The sequence below is a fragment of the Pantoea sp. Lu_F5_004 genome (assembly GCF_051136245.1).
GTDB lineage: Bacteria > Pseudomonadota > Gammaproteobacteria > Enterobacterales > Enterobacteriaceae > Pantoea > Pantoea agglomerans.
This window is the reverse complement of record NZ_CP194946.1, coordinates 1,900,947-1,918,946: the sequence shown is the minus strand read 5'-3', so window position 1 is coordinate 1,918,946 and position 18,000 is coordinate 1,900,947. Positions and strand designations below refer to the sequence as shown.

Annotated in this window: 14 protein-coding genes, 2 tRNA genes and 1 pseudogene; 8 read left to right on the top strand and 9 right to left on the bottom strand. The window is 52.8% G+C overall.

The genetic code is table 11. The features are described 5' to 3' along the window. The first annotated feature begins 375 nt into the window (after positions 1-375). Positions 376-3,063, top strand: coding sequence for a bifunctional acetaldehyde-CoA/alcohol dehydrogenase (gene adhE / locus ACR8BN_RS08840; protein WP_434747542.1), 2,688 nt, complete (start codon positions 376-378; stop codon positions 3,061-3,063). A gap of 68 nt (positions 3,064-3,131) precedes the next feature. Here the strand turns inward: adhE and tdk are convergent, their stop codons facing one another. Then, positions 3,132-3,752: a thymidine kinase gene (tdk, locus tag ACR8BN_RS08835; protein WP_031593137.1), complete on the bottom strand. Its 621-nt coding sequence runs from the start codon at positions 3,750-3,752 to the stop codon at positions 3,132-3,134. Between the two features lie 409 nt (positions 3,753-4,161). On the opposite strand from tdk, the gene hns reads away from it, so the two are divergent. Beyond that, positions 4,162-4,569 (top strand): histone-like nucleoid-structuring protein H-NS, encoded by a 408-nt coding sequence (hns, locus tag ACR8BN_RS08830; protein WP_031593138.1) that lies wholly within the window; start codon positions 4,162-4,164, stop codon positions 4,567-4,569. 87 nt (positions 4,570-4,656) lie between these two features. Here hns and ACR8BN_RS08825 read toward each other — a convergent pair whose 3' ends face one another. The 5 genes from ACR8BN_RS08825 to rssA form a co-directional block, all read right to left on the bottom strand. Next, positions 4,657-5,664: an NAD-dependent epimerase gene (locus ACR8BN_RS08825; RefSeq protein WP_434747541.1), complete on the bottom strand. Its 1,008-nt coding sequence runs from the start codon at positions 5,662-5,664 to the stop codon at positions 4,657-4,659. 14 nt (positions 5,665-5,678) lie between these two features. Next, positions 5,679-7,019 carry a UDP-glucose dehydrogenase family protein gene (locus tag ACR8BN_RS08820; RefSeq protein ID WP_311967686.1) on the bottom strand — a complete coding sequence of 447 codons (1,341 nt, stop codon included), beginning with the start codon at positions 7,017-7,019 and terminating at the stop codon, positions 5,679-5,681. 22 nt (positions 7,020-7,041) lie between these two features. Beyond that, positions 7,042-7,950, bottom strand: coding sequence for a UTP--glucose-1-phosphate uridylyltransferase GalU (galU, locus tag ACR8BN_RS08815; RefSeq protein ID WP_031593142.1), 909 nt, complete (start codon positions 7,948-7,950; stop codon positions 7,042-7,044). 193 nt (positions 7,951-8,143) lie between these two features. Beyond that, a complete protein-coding gene (rssB, locus tag ACR8BN_RS08810; RefSeq protein WP_010244345.1) occupies positions 8,144-9,160 on the bottom strand; it encodes a two-component system response regulator RssB in 1,017 nt (338 codons plus the stop codon). Between the two features lie 99 nt (positions 9,161-9,259). Continuing rightward, on the bottom strand, positions 9,260-10,165 hold the full coding sequence (rssA, locus tag ACR8BN_RS08805) for a patatin-like phospholipase RssA (RefSeq protein WP_010244341.1): 906 nt from the start codon (positions 10,163-10,165) through the stop codon (positions 9,260-9,262). Between the two features lie 96 nt (positions 10,166-10,261). On the opposite strand from rssA, the pseudogene ACR8BN_RS08800 reads away from it, so the two are divergent. The 5 genes and pseudogenes from ACR8BN_RS08800 to xthA all read left to right on the top strand — a co-directional run bounded on the left by ACR8BN_RS08800 (position 10,262) and on the right by xthA (position 12,938). Next, positions 10,262-10,716 (top strand): annotated as a pseudogene (locus ACR8BN_RS08800) (YchJ family protein). 56 nt (positions 10,717-10,772) lie between these two features. Next, a complete protein-coding gene (gene purU, locus ACR8BN_RS08795; RefSeq protein WP_003852258.1) occupies positions 10,773-11,621 on the top strand; it encodes a formyltetrahydrofolate deformylase in 849 nt (282 codons plus the stop codon). A 144-nt stretch (positions 11,622-11,765) separates the two neighbouring features. Further along, positions 11,766-11,850 (top strand) — tRNA-Tyr (locus tag ACR8BN_RS08790). 38 nt (positions 11,851-11,888) lie between these two features. Next, positions 11,889-11,973 (top strand) — tRNA-Tyr (locus tag ACR8BN_RS08785). 158 nt (positions 11,974-12,131) lie between these two features. Then, complete coding sequence (gene xthA, locus ACR8BN_RS08780) at positions 12,132-12,938, top strand: exodeoxyribonuclease III (RefSeq protein WP_424998441.1); 807 nt, start codon at positions 12,132-12,134, stop codon at positions 12,936-12,938. A gap of 33 nt (positions 12,939-12,971) precedes the next feature. Here the strand turns inward: xthA and ACR8BN_RS08775 are convergent, their stop codons facing one another. From ACR8BN_RS08775 to ACR8BN_RS08765, 3 genes are all read right to left on the bottom strand, one after another. Next, positions 12,972-13,283 carry a DUF1496 domain-containing protein gene (locus ACR8BN_RS08775; RefSeq protein WP_069026352.1) on the bottom strand — a complete coding sequence of 104 codons (312 nt, stop codon included), beginning with the start codon at positions 13,281-13,283 and terminating at the stop codon, positions 12,972-12,974. Next, entirely contained in the window at positions 13,280-15,196 is a 1,917-nt protein-coding gene (locus ACR8BN_RS08770; RefSeq protein ID WP_115759057.1) for a DNA topoisomerase III, read from the bottom strand. The genes ACR8BN_RS08775 and ACR8BN_RS08770 overlap by 4 nt, the downstream gene beginning before the upstream one ends. 197 nt (positions 15,197-15,393) lie before the next feature. Continuing rightward, entirely contained in the window at positions 15,394-15,945 is a 552-nt protein-coding gene (locus ACR8BN_RS08765) for an NAD(P)H nitroreductase (protein ID WP_031592757.1), read from the bottom strand. A gap of 173 nt (positions 15,946-16,118) precedes the next feature. Here ACR8BN_RS08765 and sppA point away from each other — a divergent pair, with 173 nt between their 5' ends. Continuing rightward, positions 16,119-17,981, top strand: a complete 1,863-nt coding sequence (gene sppA, locus ACR8BN_RS08760; protein WP_434747540.1) for a signal peptide peptidase SppA — start codon at positions 16,119-16,121, stop codon at positions 17,979-17,981. The last annotated feature ends 19 nt before the right edge of the window (positions 17,982-18,000 follow it).

Here is an 18,000-nt window from a genome sequence, read left to right as displayed (position 1 = left end):
ATACTGTTGAATGACGGAGCATCCAGCGCTTTACCCCAGAGATTAAAAAGTGACTGGATTTAGCCGCTACCAGGCTGATGACGTGAAGAGGTAACCAATTTGATACACAAAGGGCGTAAAGGGGAGCTGAAAGGTGTCAGCTTGCGGTTAAATTGATCTGCATCAAAATTGCCCTACCCCAAACCAGGTAATCTTTTCGCAACGGAAGTATTAGCGGCAGCGAAGAAAATCTCACTGACTGCAACAGAAGACTAGTTCAGTAAACAGTTGAAAATCCGGGCGTTCTGACCCAGTCCAGCGCCTTATGGCAACGTGACTATACTCAGGGCGCAGGATTGTTTACTAAAAAAGTTTAACTTCCTTCAGGAGAACACCATGGCCGTAACCAATGTCGCCGAACTTAATGCACTGGTTGAACGTGTAAAAAAAGCCCAGCGTGAATATGCCAACTTTTCTCAACAACAGGTCGACGCCATCTTCCGTGCCGCCGCCCTCGCCGCCGCAGACGCCCGAATCCCGCTTGCCAAGATGGCCGTTGCCGAATCCGGTATGGGCATCGTCGAAGACAAAGTGATCAAAAACCATTTTGCTTCAGAATATATCTACAACGCTTATAAAGATGAAAAAACCTGTGGTGTGTTAGCCACGGATGATACTTTCGGCACCATTACTATCGCCGAACCTATTGGCCTGATTTGCGGTATCGTCCCGACGACCAACCCCACTTCAACCGCCATCTTCAAAGCATTAATCAGCCTTAAAACCCGTAACGGCATCATTTTCTCTCCCCATCCACGCGCCAAAGATGCAACAAACAAAGCTGCAGACATCGTATTGCAGGCGGCGGTGGCTGCCGGTGCGCCAAAAGATATTATCGGCTGGATCGACGCACCTTCCGTTGAGCTGTCAAATCAACTGATGCATCACCCTGACATCAACCTGATTCTCGCCACTGGCGGTCCGGGCATGGTGAAAGCGGCTTACAGCTCCGGTAAACCTGCGATTGGTGTCGGTGCGGGTAATACGCCGGTCGTGATTGACGAAACCGCCGATCTGAAACGTGCGGTTGCGTCGATTCTGATGTCGAAAACCTTTGATAACGGGGTTATCTGCGCCTCTGAACAATCGGTGATTGTGGTCGATTCAGTCTATGACGCGGTGCGTGAACGTTTCGCCAGCCACGGCGGTTATATGCTGCAGGGCGCCGAACTGAGTGCGGTGCAGAATATCATTCTGAAAAACGGCGGCCTGAATGCGGCCATCGTAGGCCAGCCAGCGTTCAAGATTGCGGAGATGGCCGGTATCAGCGTGCCACCGAGCACTAAGATTCTGATTGGCGAAGTTAAGCTGGTTGATGAGTCTGAGCCGTTCGCCCATGAAAAACTCTCACCAACCCTTGCGATGTATCGGGCGAAAGATTTCCAGGATGCGGTCGCGAAAGCAGAAAAACTGGTCGCCATGGGCGGTATCGGCCACACCTCCTGTCTCTATACCGATCAGGACAACCAGACCGAACGCGTTCACTACTTCGGCGACAAAATGAAAACCGCGCGTATTCTGATCAACACCCCCGCCTCGCAGGGCGGTATCGGCGACCTCTACAACTTTAAACTGGCGCCGTCTCTGACGCTGGGTTGTGGTTCGTGGGGCGGAAACTCTATTTCAGAGAACGTCGGTCCAAAACATCTGATCAATACCAAAACTGTCGCCAAGCGAGCTGAGAATATGTTGTGGCATAAACTTCCTAAATCCATCTACTTCCGTCGGGGTTCACTGCCAATTGCGCTGGAAGAAGTGGCAACGGATGGCGCGAAACGTGCCTTTATCGTCACTGACCGCTTCCTGTTCAATAACGGCTATGCCGACCAGGTGACCCGCGTGCTGAAATCACACGGCATTGAAACGGAAGTGTTCTTCGAAGTTGAAGCTGACCCGACACTGAGCATCGTGCGTAAAGGTGCTGAGCAGATGAACAGCTTCAAACCGGATGTCATCATCGCGCTGGGCGGTGGCTCACCGATGGATGCCGCGAAAATCATGTGGGTGATGTACGAACATCCGGAAACACACTTCGAAGAGCTGGCGTTACGTTTCATGGATATCCGTAAACGTATCTACAAGTTCCCGAAAATGGGTGTCAAAGCGCGCATGGTTGCCATTACCACCACGTCCGGTACCGGTTCTGAAGTCACGCCGTTTGCTGTAGTGACCGATGATGCGACGGGTCAGAAATATCCGCTCGCTGACTACGCGCTGACGCCTGATATGGCGATTGTCGATGCCAACCTGGTGATGGATATGCCGCGTTCACTCTGCGCCTTCGGCGGTCTGGATGCCGTGACGCATGCGCTGGAAGCTTATGTATCAGTGCTGGCGAATGAATACTCTGACGGACAGGCGCTGCAGGCACTGAAACTGCTGAAAGAGAATCTGCCAGCCAGCTATGCCGAAGGGGCTCAAAATCCGGTGGCGCGTGAGCGCGTACACAATGCCGCCACTATCGCCGGTATTGCGTTTGCCAACGCCTTCCTCGGGGTTTGTCACTCAATGGCGCATAAGCTGGGTTCAGAGTTCCATATCCCACACGGCCTGGCCAACGCCCTGTTAATCTCTAACGTTATTCGCTACAACGCGAATGACAACCCGACTAAACAGACCTCTTTTAGCCAGTACGATCGCCCTCAGGCGCGCCGTCGCTACGCCGAGATTGCTGACCATCTGGGTCTGAGCGCACCGGGCGACCGCACCGCGCAGAAAATTGAGAAGCTGCTTGCCTGGCTGGATGAGATTAAAACTGAACTTGGTATTCCGACCTCTATCCGTGAGGCGGGTGTGCAGGAAGCGGACTTCCTGGCGAAAGTCGATAAACTGGCCGATGATGCGTTTGATGACCAGTGTACCGGTGCTAACCCTCGTTATCCGCTGATTGCTGAACTGAAACAGATTATGCTCGATACCTACTACGGTCGTGAATTTGTCGAACCGTTCTCAAGCGTAGCCGAAGCCATTGCCGAGCAGCCGGTAAAAGGTATTAAGCTTGAGAAGAAAGCCAAAAAAGTCTGATAGTGCCGTTCTGACTGTCTGATAAAAAAACCCGCCCCGGCGGGTTTTTTATTGCCTGAACAATAGGGTTAATTCAGCGGAGTCTGAGCGCCGTGGATCGCCTGCAACGATCCCTGCTCTATCGCCTGTTTATAATGCTTACGGCAGACTGAGATATAGCGTTCGTTACCGCCAATCACCACCTGCTCACCCTCACTGAAAGGTTTGCCCTCGCTATCCAGTCGCAGAACCATACTGGCCTTGCGCCCACAGTGACAAATAGTTTTGAGTTCAACCAGCTTATCTGCCCACGCCAGCAGATACTGACTGCCAACAAACAGTTCACCGCGAAAATCCGTTCGCAGGCCATAACAGAGCACCGGGATATCAAGGTCGTCTACGACATCTGACAGCGCTTTAACCTGCTCGCGGGTCAGGAACTGACTCTCATCAACCAGAACGCAGTGGACAGGCTGAACGGCATGTTCAGCAGCGATGTCCCTGTAGAGGGATGTCTCTGCGTTGTATAGCAAGGCCGGTGACGACAGTCCGATACGGGAGCTCACCTGCCCGGCACCAAAGCGGTTATCGATTTCAGCGGTGTAAACCAGTGAACGCATGCCGCGCTCATGGTAGTTATATGAGGATTGTAGCAGTGCGGTCGATTTCCCTGCATTCATGGCAGAGTAATAGAAATAGAGTTGAGCCATCGGGGCGTATCTTCATCAGGACTGAATGGAATGGCGCGCATATTACCACAAAGCGGCGGCAATACGTTGCGGTTGATGAGTGAATAAAGTGTAACGGCTGGCCGTTTATTCCTCTGCATGCCGTTTCCAGCGCCTGTTATGTGCACTGCCGAACGGGATAAGTTTTGCTTATTTTAACCGCAACAAAAGCAATGACATTTTTGTAGCTGACCTGAATACATTAAATTTATTTGATATCGGACTAAAGGAAAATATTTTTATTCCGCATAACTGTGAAATCTTTTGGTAAAACTTGTTTTTAGTCACCTGTGTAATTAGTGATATACATATTTTTATGATTGCAGTTATTTTATGTCGCCACTACTATTAGCGGGCAACACAACTTTTCCCTTATTCAGAGACCAGGACAATGAGCGAAGCACTAAAAGTTCTTAATAATATCCGTACGCTGCGCGCCCAGGCCAGAGAGTATTCCGTTGAAATACTGGAAGAGATGCTGGAAAAGCTGGACGTAGTAGTAAAAGAGCGCCGCGAAGAAGAGTCACATTTTCAGGCAGAAAATGAAGAACGCACGCGTAAGCTTAACCAGTATCGTGAAATGCTACTGGCTGATGGTATTGACCCGAATGAACTGATTAACGCGCTGACCGACACACGGACTGCGGCAAAAGGTAAACGCTCAGTACGTCCGGCAAAATATGGTTACACCGATGAAAAAGGCGAGTCCAGAACGTGGACCGGTCAGGGCCGCACACCGGCCGTGATTAAAAAAGCGCTGGAAGAACAGGGTAAAAAGCTGGACGATTTTTTACTGTAAAGACCCGCAGGGTGACTGCCTTTCTGGCAGCCTGATGCGCAATAAAAAAGGAAGCCGGAGCTTCCTTTTTTTCTTTTAATCAGTTACTCAGACGCGGTAAAAGTCGCGGTACCACTCCACAAAGTTTTTAACGCCCTCTTCGACCCCGGTCTGCGGTTTGAATCCAATTGCCTTAAACAAGGCTTCGGTGTCCGCACTGGTTTCCAGTACATCTCCAGGCTGCATTGGCATCAGATTCTTCCTGGCAGTAATACCCAGGGCTTTTTCAATCGCTTCGATATAGTTCATCAACGTGACAGGCTGACTGTTTCCAATATTATAAACGCGATAAGGCGCTGAACTGGTTGCCGGCGATCCGGTTTCAACCGTCCAGTTGTCGTCCTGTTGTGGAATAACATCCTGCAGGCGAACGATGGCTTCAGCAATATCGTCAATATAGGTAAAGTCGCGTTTCATCTGGCCCTGGTTATAAACGTCAATCGCTTCACCGGCAATCATTGCACGGGTGAATTTGAATAACGCCATATCCGGACGGCCCCACGGGCCATAGACCGTAAAGAAGCGCAATCCTGTGGTCGGCAGCTGATAGAGATGCGAGTAAGTGTGTGACATTAACTCGTTGGCTTTTTTGGTCGCTGCATATAAAGAAACCGGATGATCAACGCTATCTTCGGTTGAGAACGGCATCTTGCGATTCAGACCATAGACTGAACTGGATGAGGCGTAGAGCAGATGTTCAATTTTATGATGACGGCAACCTTCAAGGATATTGAGGTGACCAGTCAGATTGGATTCTGCGTAGGCATGAGGATTTTCAATGGAATACCGGACACCGGCCTGAGCGCCAAGATGGATAACGCGCTGGAATTTTTGCTGATCGAACAGTGACGCCATTGCGTCACGGTCCGCCAGATCCATCTCAATAAAAGTAAAGCCAGGATCGGCCTTAATTAAATTGAGACGGGCATGCTTGAGATTTACGTCGTAATAATCATTCAGGTTGTCGATACCGACAACCTGGTGACCGGCGGCCAGCAGACGCTGGCTGACATGAAAACCAATAAAACCTGCGGCGCCGGTGACCAGAAAGTTCATAAATCCCTCGTTAATTATGCAGTTTGAATAGACGCTCCGCGGCCGATTGCATAATAAACGAAACCGCGTTTGCTGATACGCTCTGGATCATACAGGTTACGACCATCAAAAATCACGGCTTCTTTCAGTGCATTTTTGATGATGTCGAAGTCAGGCGCACGGAAGTTTTGCCACTCCGTACAGATCACCAGGCCGTCAGCGCCCTGCAGTGCGGCTTCTTTGGTACCCATCAGCTTAAGATCGCTGCGGTGACCGTAGATGCGCTGTGCTTCATCCATCGCTTCCGGGTCAAACGCCTGAACAGATGCCCCAGCTTCCCACAGCGTTTCCATCAGCACACGGCTGGAGGCTTCACGCATGTCGTCTGTGTTCGGCTTAAATGACAGGCCCCAGAGCGCAAACGTTTTACCTTTCAGATCGTCACCAAAATGACGCTTGATAAAGGTTGGCAGTTTGTTTTTCTGGTTGTCATTCACATCTTCCACGGCCTGCAACAGACGTGGCTGATAGCCAATTGCCTCAGCGGTACGGATTAACGCCTGCACATCTTTCGGGAAGCAGGAGCCGCCATAACCACAGCCAGGATAGATAAAGTGGTAGCCAATGCGGGGATCGGAACCGATGCCCTGGCGTACTTTTTCAATATCCGCGCCTAAACGTTCAGCCAGGTTAGACATCTCATTCATAAAGCTGATTTTGGTGGCCAGCATGCAGTTTGCTGCATACTTGGTCAGCTCTGCGCTGCGGATATCCATCATGATCATACGATCGTGGTTACGGTTAAACGGCTCATAGAGCTCACGTAACAGTTCTACCACGTCGTCGTTGTCAGTACCGACAACGATACGTTCTGGACGCATACAGTCATTAACTGCAGCACCTTCTTTGAGGAATTCCGGGTTAGATACCACATCAAAGGTGATGTTGGCGTCACGCGCTTTCAGCGCTTCCGTCATTACCGCACGAACTTTGTCTGCTGTGCCAACCGGAACGGTTGATTTGTCGATAACCACTTTGTGATCGTTCATATGCTGCGCAATGGTGCGCGCTACGGCGGTCACATATTTCAGATCGGCAGAGCCATCTTCATCTGGTGGAGTACCAACTGCAATAAACTGCATAACACCATGGTTTACGCCCATCTCAGCATCAGTGCTGAACTTCAGACGACCCGCTTCGTAATTGGACATTACCAGCGGCGTTAAACCTGGTTCGAAAATAGGAATGATGCCTTTTTTCAGATTTTCGACTTTGTTTTCGTCGACATCAATGCAGAGAACGTCATGTCCGACTTCGGCTAACACCGCAGCCTGAACCAGACCGACATAGCCGATACCAAATACAGTGACTTTCATCGAGTTATCCTGTGTTTATGAATTACTTTTTGTTGCCAACTGCGCCATCGAGCCATTCAGAAAAATCTTTGCCCAATACCGGATGACGAACACCGTACTCAACGAAAGCCTGCATGTAGCCCAGTTTGTTACCACAGTCATGGCTGACGCCTTTCAGGTGATATGCTTCAACTGTCTCTTTTTCCATCAGCATCGCAATGGAGTCAGTCAGCTGAACTTCGCCGCCTGCACCTGGAGGCGTTTTAGCCAGCAGTGGCCAGATCGCTGAAGAGAGAACATAACGACCTACTACGGCCAGGTTTGATGGGGATTCTGACGCTTTAGGCTTCTCAACCACACCGACCATTGGTGCGCTGTCGCCTGGGTTCAGTTCTGCGCCCTGGCAATCGACAACACCGTAGGCAGTCACATCGGCAACCGGCTCAACCATGATCTGGCTGCGGCCAGACTCTTCATAACGGCTCAGCATCTCTGCCAGGTTATCTTTGGTTGGGTTTGATTCATATTCGTCGATGATGACGTCTGGCAGGATAACCGCAAACGGCTCATCGCCGATCAATGGGTGTGCACACATTACAGCGTGACCCAGACCTTTAGCGATACCCTGACGAACCTGCATGATGGTGACGTGTGGCGGGCAGATTGACTGGATTTCATCCAGCAACTGACGCTTAACGCGTTTTTCCAGCATTGATTCCAGTTCGAAGCTGGTATCAAAGTGGTTTTCGATGGCATTTTTTGATGAATGCGTTACCAGCACAATTTCGTTGATGCCAGCAGCGATACACTCGTTAACGACATACTGGATTAACGGCTTATCAACCAGCGGTAACATTTCTTTAGGAATCGCTTTGGTAGCCGGGAGCATACGCGTACCCAAACCCGCTACCGGGATTACCGCTTTTTTTACTTTGGTATTATTGGCAGACATTAAGATACCTCTCTTATAGGCCGTTCAAGTTAATACTTGATATGTCGGTTTAAAATCGGAAATGAGTATATCAGTTAGTATCGAACGGATTTATCCTGGAAGGCATCAAACCGTCGAAATTAAGACTATTACCCAACAGTAAAGCTAAACTCTGGCCCTGTCCTCAGCGCCAGAATTCCTCTGTTTTTATGGCTTATTCTTCCGTCGATAGCATCAGCCGAATGCGCCCGCCCGCGCCCCAGACGTGGCATTGCCAGTTTTCTGCGCGCTGACTGATCTGATTAAGATGGGTGCTGCCCATAGTGCCAAGTGGGACACCATTGCTGAGCTGAATCTGATGGGCATGAACATGGAGTGTGGCATTCAATCCGGCCGAAACCAGGATTAAGTTCTTTAATCCGCGATGATAGTACCCAACCAGTAACGGGAACTGGCCGCTCAGGTTAGCCTGCCGCAGTAACAGATTGACCTGTCTGAGCAGCCCATTGAGTTCCGGCAGACGCTGTTTTTGCCCGGTCAGTTGCTCCTGCAGCAGGCCATTGAACAGCGCTCGCAGCAGCAATGCTGCCAGCACGCCATTATCACCGGCACGGGTCACGTCCAGACAGTAGAACGCCAGATCTTTGTCGGATAGCGCCGCAATATCAAGCACCAGCCCTGGCTGCTCGGCCATCGTCAGCTGACGATAGTTAACCCGGCAGTTGGCAATAGTCTGTTGCACCGGGGGCTGGAGTTGCTTGAGCAGCTTGGCAGCTGCTTTAGGATCACGAACCAGCGCATCCCAGTCCTGGAACAGTTGTTCATCCTCTTCCACTTTCGAAGTGAACATAGAGGGATAGAGACATTCATAGACCGCTTCACGGAAGCGCTCAAAGTTTTTCAGTGGCTTAAGCAGCACATCCTGCACCCCGAGACGCAATACATGCGCAATGTCCGACATGTTCTCGGTGGCTGAGATGATTAAAATCGGCACAATGTTGCCGCGGGTACGAATGTGCTCAACGAACTGGATGCCGCTCATGCGGGGCATTTCCAGATCGCAGATAATCAGGTCGACAGTATGCTGTTGTAGTTGTGCAATTGCTTCCAGACCATCTTCCGCTTGTAACGTCACAGCACCCATCGATAACAAAAATTGGTCCAGCAACGAACGGAAAACAGCCTCATCTTCGACAATGAGTATCTTTTTGCCGAGTAGTGGTTTTTCCATTCTTTCCCCCTGCGTACCAGATATTTCAATAGTGGTTCATAAAACGCAGTTGCGCCTTTAAGAATTGGCTGAAGTCACCGCTTTGAATGAACAACCTGATTATCTGCCACGGACCAGTGGTAATAGTTCATCCATTTTCTTCTCTACGGCGGCCTTGCCTGCTTCAATGGCTTCCTCAGCACGGTGAAAATCCAGCGTCGAAATTTGCGGACAGACCGGCTGAATCAAAACATCGGGCGGATCGCCCGCCATGCGATTCCGCTTCAGGCGATTTTCCAGCACCTGGATAGAGGTGGACATAATCTCCATCGCGCCAGGTGACTGAGACGCACGGCGCTGGCTGAAATTCACCAGACGCTGACGCAGCTTCCCACCCCAGCTCAATGCCGCTGCGGCAGCTTCTTCTTCGCTATTCTGCGGTGTCACGGAAAAGAGATCCTGCTGCATTAAATGCGCGTCATGCTGTAAGTCAACGGCGATAACAATGTCTGCCCCCAGGGCGCGGGTAAGTGAAATCGGCACCGGATTGACCACGGCACCATCCACCAGCCAATACCCATTGTAGCCCACCGGCGGTAATAAACCTGGCATACTGCATGAAGCGCGTACTGCCTGATGCAGATCGCCCTCGGTCAGCCAGAGTTCACGACCGGTACTGAGGTTCGTCGCCACCACGCCAAAGGGTTTATGACAGTGCTCTATCGTGTCATTGGGGATCAGCTGACGAACATGGCTAAAGACCCGCTCACCGCGCAGCAGTCCGCCACGCTGCCAGGAGACATCCATCAGGCGAATAACATCCCAGTAGCGAAATGCACTGACCCATTTTTCCATCAGCGGCAGGCGGTTATTCACATAGGCAGATCCGACTAATGCCCCGACAGAGCAGCCCGCAACGACGTCGATCTCAATACCTGCACGCTCCAGCGCGTTGATCACGCCGATGTGCGCCCATCCTTTGGCCGCTCCAGAACCCAGAGCCAATCCAATTTTTACCTTTCTCATTTCTGTCTGGTCCTGCCGTCAATACGTAGCATCACAACACGGGGTCAGCTAACATAGCGCGCTTGTAAAATCGACCCATCATTCCCGGGAGATAATGTGTCAGAAACCTGCCCATGTTGTAGCGGAGAGCAGTATAGCGTATGTTGCGAGCCCTTTCTTCAGGGTAACCAGATTCCTGTTACCGCTGAACAACTTATGCGATCCCGTTATTGCGCTTATGTTCAGCATAATGCGGACTATCTGGTTGCGACCTGGCATCCTGAGAAGCGTCATCCGGCGCTGTCAGGGCTTTTATCTGAAAGTTTTCCAGGAACCGACTGGCTCAGCCTGAATGTAACCCGTTGTAATCATGGAAGCCATGAGAACGAAGCTTTCGTTACCTTTTTTGCGCGATACCGCGAGAAAACCAACATTCAGGCCATTCATGAATGTTCACGCTTTCTTCGCGAGGATCAACGCTGGTACTATGTTGACGGTACAGCACCGCCCGTAGGGCGTAACGATCGCTGCCCGTGCGGCAGTGAAAAAAATACAAAAAATGTTGTGGTTAAGCTGACGGCTACCCCAGCGGTTTTACCCCTAATGCTTTGACAGGACTCTGATTGAGATGCAAGCGCAAACCATGCAAAGAAAAGTTTTACGAACCATTTGTCCCGATGCAAAAGGTCTGATCGCCAAAATCACCAATATTTGTTACAAGCACGAACTTAATATCGTGCAGAACAATGAGTTTGTTGATCATCGCACCGGGCGTTTTTTCATGCGTACCGAGCTGGAAGGGATTTTCAACGACAATACCCTGCTCGCCGACCTCGACAGCGCCCTGCCCCAGGGTTCAGTCCGGGAACTGCACAGTGCCGGTCGTCGTCGCGTGGTGATTCTGGTCACTAAAGAGGCGCATTGCCTGGGCGATCTGTTAATGAAGAGCGCGTTTGGCGGCCTGGATATGGAAATTGCGGCGGTAGTGGGTAACCACGACACCCTGCGTTCGCTGGTTGAGCGTTTCGATATTCCCTTTGTGCTGGTGAGCCATGAGGGACTGACGCGTGAAGAGCACGATAACCGCATGGTGGAAGAGATTGACCGCTATCAGCCCGATTACGTGGTGCTGGCGAAATATATGCGCGTCCTGACGCCCGCCTTTGTGCAGCGTTATCCGAACCAGATTATCAATATTCACCACTCCTTCCTGCCCGCCTTTATCGGTGCCCGTCCCTATCATCAGGCTTATGAACGCGGCGTGAAGATCATCGGTGCCACCGCGCACTATGTGAACGACAACCTCGATGAAGGCCCAATCATCATGCAGGATGTGATAAACGTTGATCACAGCTACACCGCCGATGAGATGATGCGCGCCGGTCGCGACGTAGAAAAGAATGTCCTGAGCAACGCACTTTACAAAGTGCTGGGTCAGCGCGTGTTCGTTTACGGCAACCGCACGATTATTCTTTAATCAGCCAGTGCGCTGAATTGTCTGCAGATTCAGCGCTACGCGTAAAAAGTGGGCAAACAGTTGCGGTTTTGCCAGTGGGCGCTTTACACCCTTATCGCATTTGGTATGATGCGCCCCGCTTTAAGAGAGAAAGATTCAGGCCATGGTGGGATTCCCGAGCGGCCAAAGGGAGCAGACTGTAAATCTGCCGTCACAGACTTCGAAGGTTCGAATCCTTCTCCCACCACCATCTGAATCTGAATCATCTTAAGCCACATCACTATCCCAGGTGGGATTCCCGAGCGGCCAAAGGGAGCAGACTGTAAATCTGCCGTCACAGACTTCGAAGGTTCGAATCCTTCTCCCACCACCATCTCGTATGCTGCACAAAATCCCAGGCCGATATCTAAGCTTCCTGTTCGCCCCCACATTCCTGCCCGCTTTTGCACAATCTCAGCCTGTTCCGCCATGACTTTTTCAGCAAAAATCGCTACCATCTCCGCCTGACATTTCTGAACAACGGTCGATCTCATGAAATTTGTTTCATTTAACATCAATGGGTTGCGTGCCCGCCCGCATCAGCTTCAGGCACTTGTCGAACAGCATCAGCCCGATGTTATCGGTCTGCAGGAAACCAAGGTCCATGACGACATGTTCCCGCTGGAAGAGGTGTCAAAGCTCGGCTATCACGTCTTCTATCATGGACAGAAAGGTCACTACGGCGTTGCCCTGTTAACCAAAGCTGAGCCAGTGTCAGTGAGCCGGGGTTTCCCGGGTGATGACGAAGAATCCCAGCGCCGCCTGATCATCGCGGAACTTCCCAGCCCGATTGGCGACATCACGGTAATTAACGGCTATTTTCCGCAGGGCGAAAGCCGCGACCATCCCACCAAGTTTCCGGCTAAAGAGAAATTCTATCGCGATCTGCAACGTCTGCTGACCGAGGATCTGCCTGCTGATAAACCAGTTCTGATTATGGGCGACATGAATATCAGCAGCACCGATCGGGATATTGGTATTGGTGAGGAGAGCCGCAAGCGCTGGCTGCGCACCGGCAAATGCTCCTTCCTGCCGGAAGAGCGCGAGTGGATGGACCGCCTGCTGGGCTGGGGACTGGTTGATACCTGGCGTGAGCACAATCCGGAGGTGGCGGATCGCTTTTCCTGGTTCGATTACCGTTCGAAAGGGTTTGATGATAATCGCGGGTTACGCATCGATCTGGTGCTGGCGAGCAGAACCCTGGCGTCGCACTGCGTTGAGACCGGCATTGATTATGAGATCCGGAGTATGGAAAAACCGTCTGACCACGCGCCCATCTGGTCAACCTTCCGCTTTTAACTGACGGTCGCGTGGCAGAGCGCCACGCGACGGCTATTTCACTATTTTCCAGATCAGGTTATTGGTGCCGATGGAATGTTCATCACGGGTACATTGCAGCAACACCCCCTCTGATTTCACCACCGCCCCTTCCGTGTAGTTACGGTTTTCAAAAATACAGCAGCGGAGACAGTCTGGCTGACGTCTCTCTGCCTGTGTCCATGCTTCGGGTGGCATATCCACCACGACATCGGTGTTGCCACCGTTGCTGCCCTGCTGTGGCATCGACTGATAACGACTGTTGGCCTGCGCCACGCTGGTCGCCAGCGACAGGGTCACGAGCAGTAATACTGAATAACGCCTCATTCCGTCTCCTTCACTTTACGCCTGGTTTTGCGCACCGGACGTTTCTGTCCGGTGGACGGTAATCCCCGAAATGCATGCGCCGCAGGCTGCTGTCGCGCCTGCTGGATCAGACCGGTTAAGGTCTGCACCAGCGGCTGCATGAACTCATCATAGCGGCAGGCCTTTTCGCTGATACGCGTCAGTGTCGATTCCCACTGCGCCGTCATATCCGGGCGTGCTGCCAGATCGGGCAGGGAGTGGATCAGGGCGCGCCCGGCATCCGTAGAATTGATATAGCGGCCCTTCTTCACCAGGAAGCCACGACGAAACAGTAATTCGATAATGCCGGCGCGTGTGGCTTCCGTACCTAAACCATCGGTCGCACGCAGTACTTTCTTTAATTCTTTATCCTGAACGAAACGGGCAATGCCGGTCATCGCAGAAAGAATAGTGGCATCGGTAAACGGGCGAGGCGGCTGGGTTTGCTTCGCCAGCACCTCTCCACGCTCACACAGCAGCTCATCCCCTTTCGCCACCACCGGCAACGGCATGCCGTCGTTCTCTTCATCCCGCTCTTTGTTGCCCAGCAGCGCGCGCCAGCCCGCCTCCGCCAGGAAGCGCGCTTTCGCCACGAATTTTCCGCCGGCAATATCAAGATCGATGACACATTTGCGGAATACCGCATCCGGGCAGAACTGCATCAGATACTGGCGCGCTACCAGTTCATAGATATGCTGCTCGTTTTCACTGAGCTTCACCGCGCTGGAACGGGCCGTTGGAATAATCGCATGGTGTGCATCCACTTTTTTATCATCCCAGCAGCGATTTCTGCGATCGGCATCGAAATCTGCCGGTGGGATCAGCTGTGACTGATGCGCCTGTATCGCCTTTAACACCGCATGACGACCGGCAAAATGCTCTTCAGGCAGATAGCGACTGTCCGAACGGGGATAGGTAATGAGTTTGTGGGTTTCATACAGCCGCTGGCAGGTATCCAGCACCGTCTGCGCACTCAGCCCGTAACGTTTAGCGGCCTCAATCTGCAGGCTGGATAAGGAAAAGGGCAGCGGCGCCACCTCATTTTCGCGCTTATCGCTGTAAGCAGTAACGATCGCTGGCTGGCCCGTAATACGCGCCACCACATGCTCGGCCAGCGCGCGTTGGAGCAGGCGGCCCTCTTCATCCTGCCACGGTTCACAGGCTTCACTGGGGATCCAGCTGGCGATAAATCGGGCGCCATCAGGCGTGAGGATATGCGCTTTCACTTCGAAGTAATCTTTCGGCACGAAGTTTTCGATCTCTTCATCGCGCCGGACCACCAGCCCAAGCACCGGCGTCTGCACCCGGCCCACCGACAGTACGCCATCATAGCCTGCATTGCGTCCCAGCAGCGTCCAGGCGCGGGTCATGTTAATGCCATAGAGCCAGTCGGCACGGGCGCGGGCCAGCGCCGAAACGCACAATGGAATAAACTCGCGATTTTCACGCAGGCGGTTCACTGCCCGGTCCACCGCCTGAGGATTGAGGTCGTTAATCAGACAGCGCTGCACCTTGCTGCGTTTTTCAGCTGGCAGGTTCAGGTAGTCGAGCACCTCATCCACCAGCAACTGCCCTTCCCGATCCGGGTCACCGGCATGCACCACTTCATTCGCCTGCGCCAGCAAGCCCTCAACCACTTTCAGTTGCTTAGCGACCGAGGGACGCGGCTTTAGCTGCCATTTTTCCGGAATGATGGGTAAATCCGCCAGCGACCAACGCGCATAACGGCTGTCATAACTGTCGGGTTGCGCCTGCTCCAGAAGATGGCCTACGCACCAGGTGACGATCTGATCGTTGCCGCAGGCAATGAATCCATCACCGCGTCGATGCGGTTTCGGCAGCACATCTGCGATAGCACGCCCCAGGCTCGGTTTTTCCGCAATAAACAAACGCATTGAATCAGGTAATCCTTAACATCAGGGGGAACGCAGTAATAACCGGTTGTCCGCTGTCGGTTTGAATACTGGGGCTATGTTAGCCTGGCAGGCCCGCTGGCGTAAGTGTGATGCGCGGCGTTAGCGATCGTTCGCACAGGAACCGTGCAAAAAGCAGGGCTGAAATGCACCCTGCCGGAACCGGACAAGCATTGTAGTCAGAAGTAACGGACGAAGGGCGCCGTGTCAGGTGGGAGCACCGTAGTGCTGGATTTCAGTTGCGGGGTGCCCAGATAGAGAAAGCCGACGATGGCATCCTGTTCGCGGCAGCCAAACCCCTGGCGTACCTGCTCGTCATCGGTCCAGGGACCACTGCGCCAGATACCGTTGTAACCCTGAGCGACGGCCGCCATCTGCATGGCCATCACTGCACAGCTTGCCGAGGCGATCTGCTCCCAGCGCGGCACTTTGTGGTGCTCTTCACAATGTGCCACCACCGTAATGATCATCGGTGCCCGAAAAGGTGACTGGCTCGCTTTGTTAATCGCCTTTTCATCCAGCTGTTTATCGCGAGCTGCCTGCTCCAGCAGCTGGCTCAGCCGGTCGCGACCTTCATTTTCCACAATGATAAAGCGCCAGGGTTGCAGCGTGCCGTGATCCGGGGCGCGCATGCCGGCCCGCAGGATATTTTCCAGTGCGTCACCCGCAGGTGCCGGCTCAGTCAGGCGTGAGGCCGAACGTCGGTTGACCAGTAATTCCAGTGCGTCCATGTTTCTCTCCCGATCTCTGTAATGTTGCAGTTATCCTGGCACAGGCAGATTTTTTGTAACAGTGCGCAGTGATTTCCTGCTGACTTTTAACACGCTGCTCTTTAGGATGAGCTCGTCGGGGAAGTCTGGTCCGCGCGGCGGCCACTTCCTGCTACATATTTATGGAGAGTCTGATGCGCACATTGTGGCGAATAATTGCAGGTCTGTTCCGCTGGAGCTGGCGGGTACTGAATTTTATCAGGGAATTTATTCTGAATATTTTCCTGATTTTGTTGATTGTGGTGGGTGTAGGGATCTGGCTGCAGGTCAGCGGGTCGGGCGGAAGTTCAGCGCCGATTCAGCAAGGCGCACTGAAAGTGGATCTCAGCGGCGTGCTGGTGGATAAACCGTCGGTAAGCAATCGTCTGAGCAAAATTGGCCGCCAGCTGCTGGGTGCCAGCAGTGATCGCTTACAGGAAAATTCGCTGTTTGATGTGGTCGACGCTATTCGTCAGGCAAAAGATGACAGCAACATTAAAGGCATGGTGCTCGATTTACGCGAATTTGCCGGTGGCGATCAGCCTTCACTACAATATGTGGGTAAAGCGCTGCGCGAATTCCGCGACAGCGGCAAGCCGATTTATGCACTCGGCGACAGCTACAGCCAGGCGCAGTATTACCTTGCCAGCTACGCCACCAAAATCTATCTGTCGCCACAGGGCACCGTAGATCTGCATGGTTTCGCCACCAACGGACTCTATTACAAAACCCTGCTGGAGAAGCTGAAAGTCACCTCGCACGTCTTCCGTGTCGGAACCTACAAATCAGCGGTTGAGCCGTTCCTGCGTGACGACATGTCCCCTGCCGCACGGGATGCAGACAGCCGCTGGGTCGGTCAGCTGTGGCAGAACTACCTGAACACCGTGGCAGCGAATCGCCAGATTACGCCGGAACAACTCTTCCCCGGTGCTGCTGCGATTATTGCCGGATTAGACGCCGTGAAAGGCGATACCGCGCAATATGCGCTGGATAACAAGCTGGTCGATGCCCTGGGTTCACGTGCGGCAGCCGATCAGGAGCTGGTAAAAACCTTTGGTCTGGATAAGCAGAGCAACGATTACCGTAGCGTCAGCATCTATGACTACAGCGTAAAAACCACCTCCACGCAGCAGGATGGCAACATCGCGGTAGTCATGGCCAGCGGTGCCATCATGGACGGTGAAGAGACGCCGGGCAACGTCGGTGGCGACACGACGGCGGCACAGATCCGCGATGCGCGTCTCGATCCGAAAATCAAAGCGATTATTCTGCGGGTGAACAGCCCGGGTGGCAGCGTCACCGCCTCGGAAGCGATTCGTGAAGAGCTGGCGGCAGCGCAGGCGGCCGGTAAGCCGATTGTGGTCTCGATGGGAGGCATGGCGGCGTCCGGCGGTTACTGGATCTCAACGCCTGCCAGCTACATTGTGGCGAACCCCAGCACGCTGACTGGCTCGATTGGCATCTTCGGCGTGATCAATACGCTGGAGAACAGCCTGGACAGTATCGGCGTGCACACCGACGGTGTTGCGACCTCACCGCTGGCGGATATCTCAACCACCAAAGCGCTGCCAACGGAAGTGCAGCAACTGATGCAGCTGACTATCGAAAATGGCTACCGCAACTTTGTCGGTCTGGTGGCGAAGTCACGTCATAAAACGCCAGAGCAGATTGATGCCATTGCACAGGGCCACGTCTGGACCGGCAGCGATGCGAAAGCCAATGGTCTGGTTGATGCACTGGGTGACTTCGATGATGCCGTGAAAAAGGCGGGCGAGCTGGCGAAAGTCAGTAAGCCGCAGCTGAGCTGGTATCAGGATGACCCGAGCTTCCTGGATATGATGCTGAGTCAGATGAACGCGTCGGTGCAGGCTGTCCTGCCTGATACGCTGAAAGCCTGGCTGCCAGCACCGATGCTGGATGTGATGAGTGCCATGAAAGCCCAGCCTGGTCTGTTCGACAAGCAGAACGATCCTCAGAACCGTTATGCATTCTGCCTGAACTGCGGCGAAGTGCGATAAACCTCGCAGCCCGGCCGCT

Coding starts and splice junctions, on each gene's coding strand:
- adhE (WP_434747542.1), top strand. CDS start 376: ATGGCCGTAACCAATGTCGCCGAACTTAATGCACTGGTTGAACGTGTA.
- tdk (WP_031593137.1), bottom strand. CDS start 3,752: ATGGCTCAACTCTATTTCTATTACTCTGCCATGAATGCAGGGAAATCG.
- hns (WP_031593138.1), top strand. CDS start 4,162: ATGAGCGAAGCACTAAAAGTTCTTAATAATATCCGTACGCTGCGCGCC.
- ACR8BN_RS08825 (WP_434747541.1), bottom strand. CDS start 5,664: ATGAACTTTCTGGTCACCGGCGCCGCAGGTTTTATTGGTTTTCATGTC.
- ACR8BN_RS08820 (WP_311967686.1), bottom strand. CDS start 7,019: ATGAAAGTCACTGTATTTGGTATCGGCTATGTCGGTCTGGTTCAGGCT.
- galU (WP_031593142.1), bottom strand. CDS start 7,950: ATGTCTGCCAATAATACCAAAGTAAAAAAAGCGGTAATCCCGGTAGCG.
- rssB (WP_010244345.1), bottom strand. CDS start 9,160: ATGGAAAAACCACTACTCGGCAAAAAGATACTCATTGTCGAAGATGAG.
- rssA (WP_010244341.1), bottom strand. CDS start 10,165: ATGAGAAAGGTAAAAATTGGATTGGCTCTGGGTTCTGGAGCGGCCAAA.
- purU (WP_003852258.1), top strand. CDS start 10,773: ATGCAAGCGCAAACCATGCAAAGAAAAGTTTTACGAACCATTTGTCCC.
- xthA (WP_424998441.1), top strand. CDS start 12,132: ATGAAATTTGTTTCATTTAACATCAATGGGTTGCGTGCCCGCCCGCAT.
- ACR8BN_RS08775 (WP_069026352.1), bottom strand. CDS start 13,283: ATGAGGCGTTATTCAGTATTACTGCTCGTGACCCTGTCGCTGGCGACC.
- ACR8BN_RS08770 (WP_115759057.1), bottom strand. CDS start 15,196: ATGCGTTTGTTTATTGCGGAAAAACCGAGCCTGGGGCGTGCTATCGCA.
- ACR8BN_RS08765 (WP_031592757.1), bottom strand. CDS start 15,945: ATGGACGCACTGGAATTACTGGTCAACCGACGTTCGGCCTCACGCCTG.
- sppA (WP_434747540.1), top strand. CDS start 16,119: ATGCGCACATTGTGGCGAATAATTGCAGGTCTGTTCCGCTGGAGCTGG.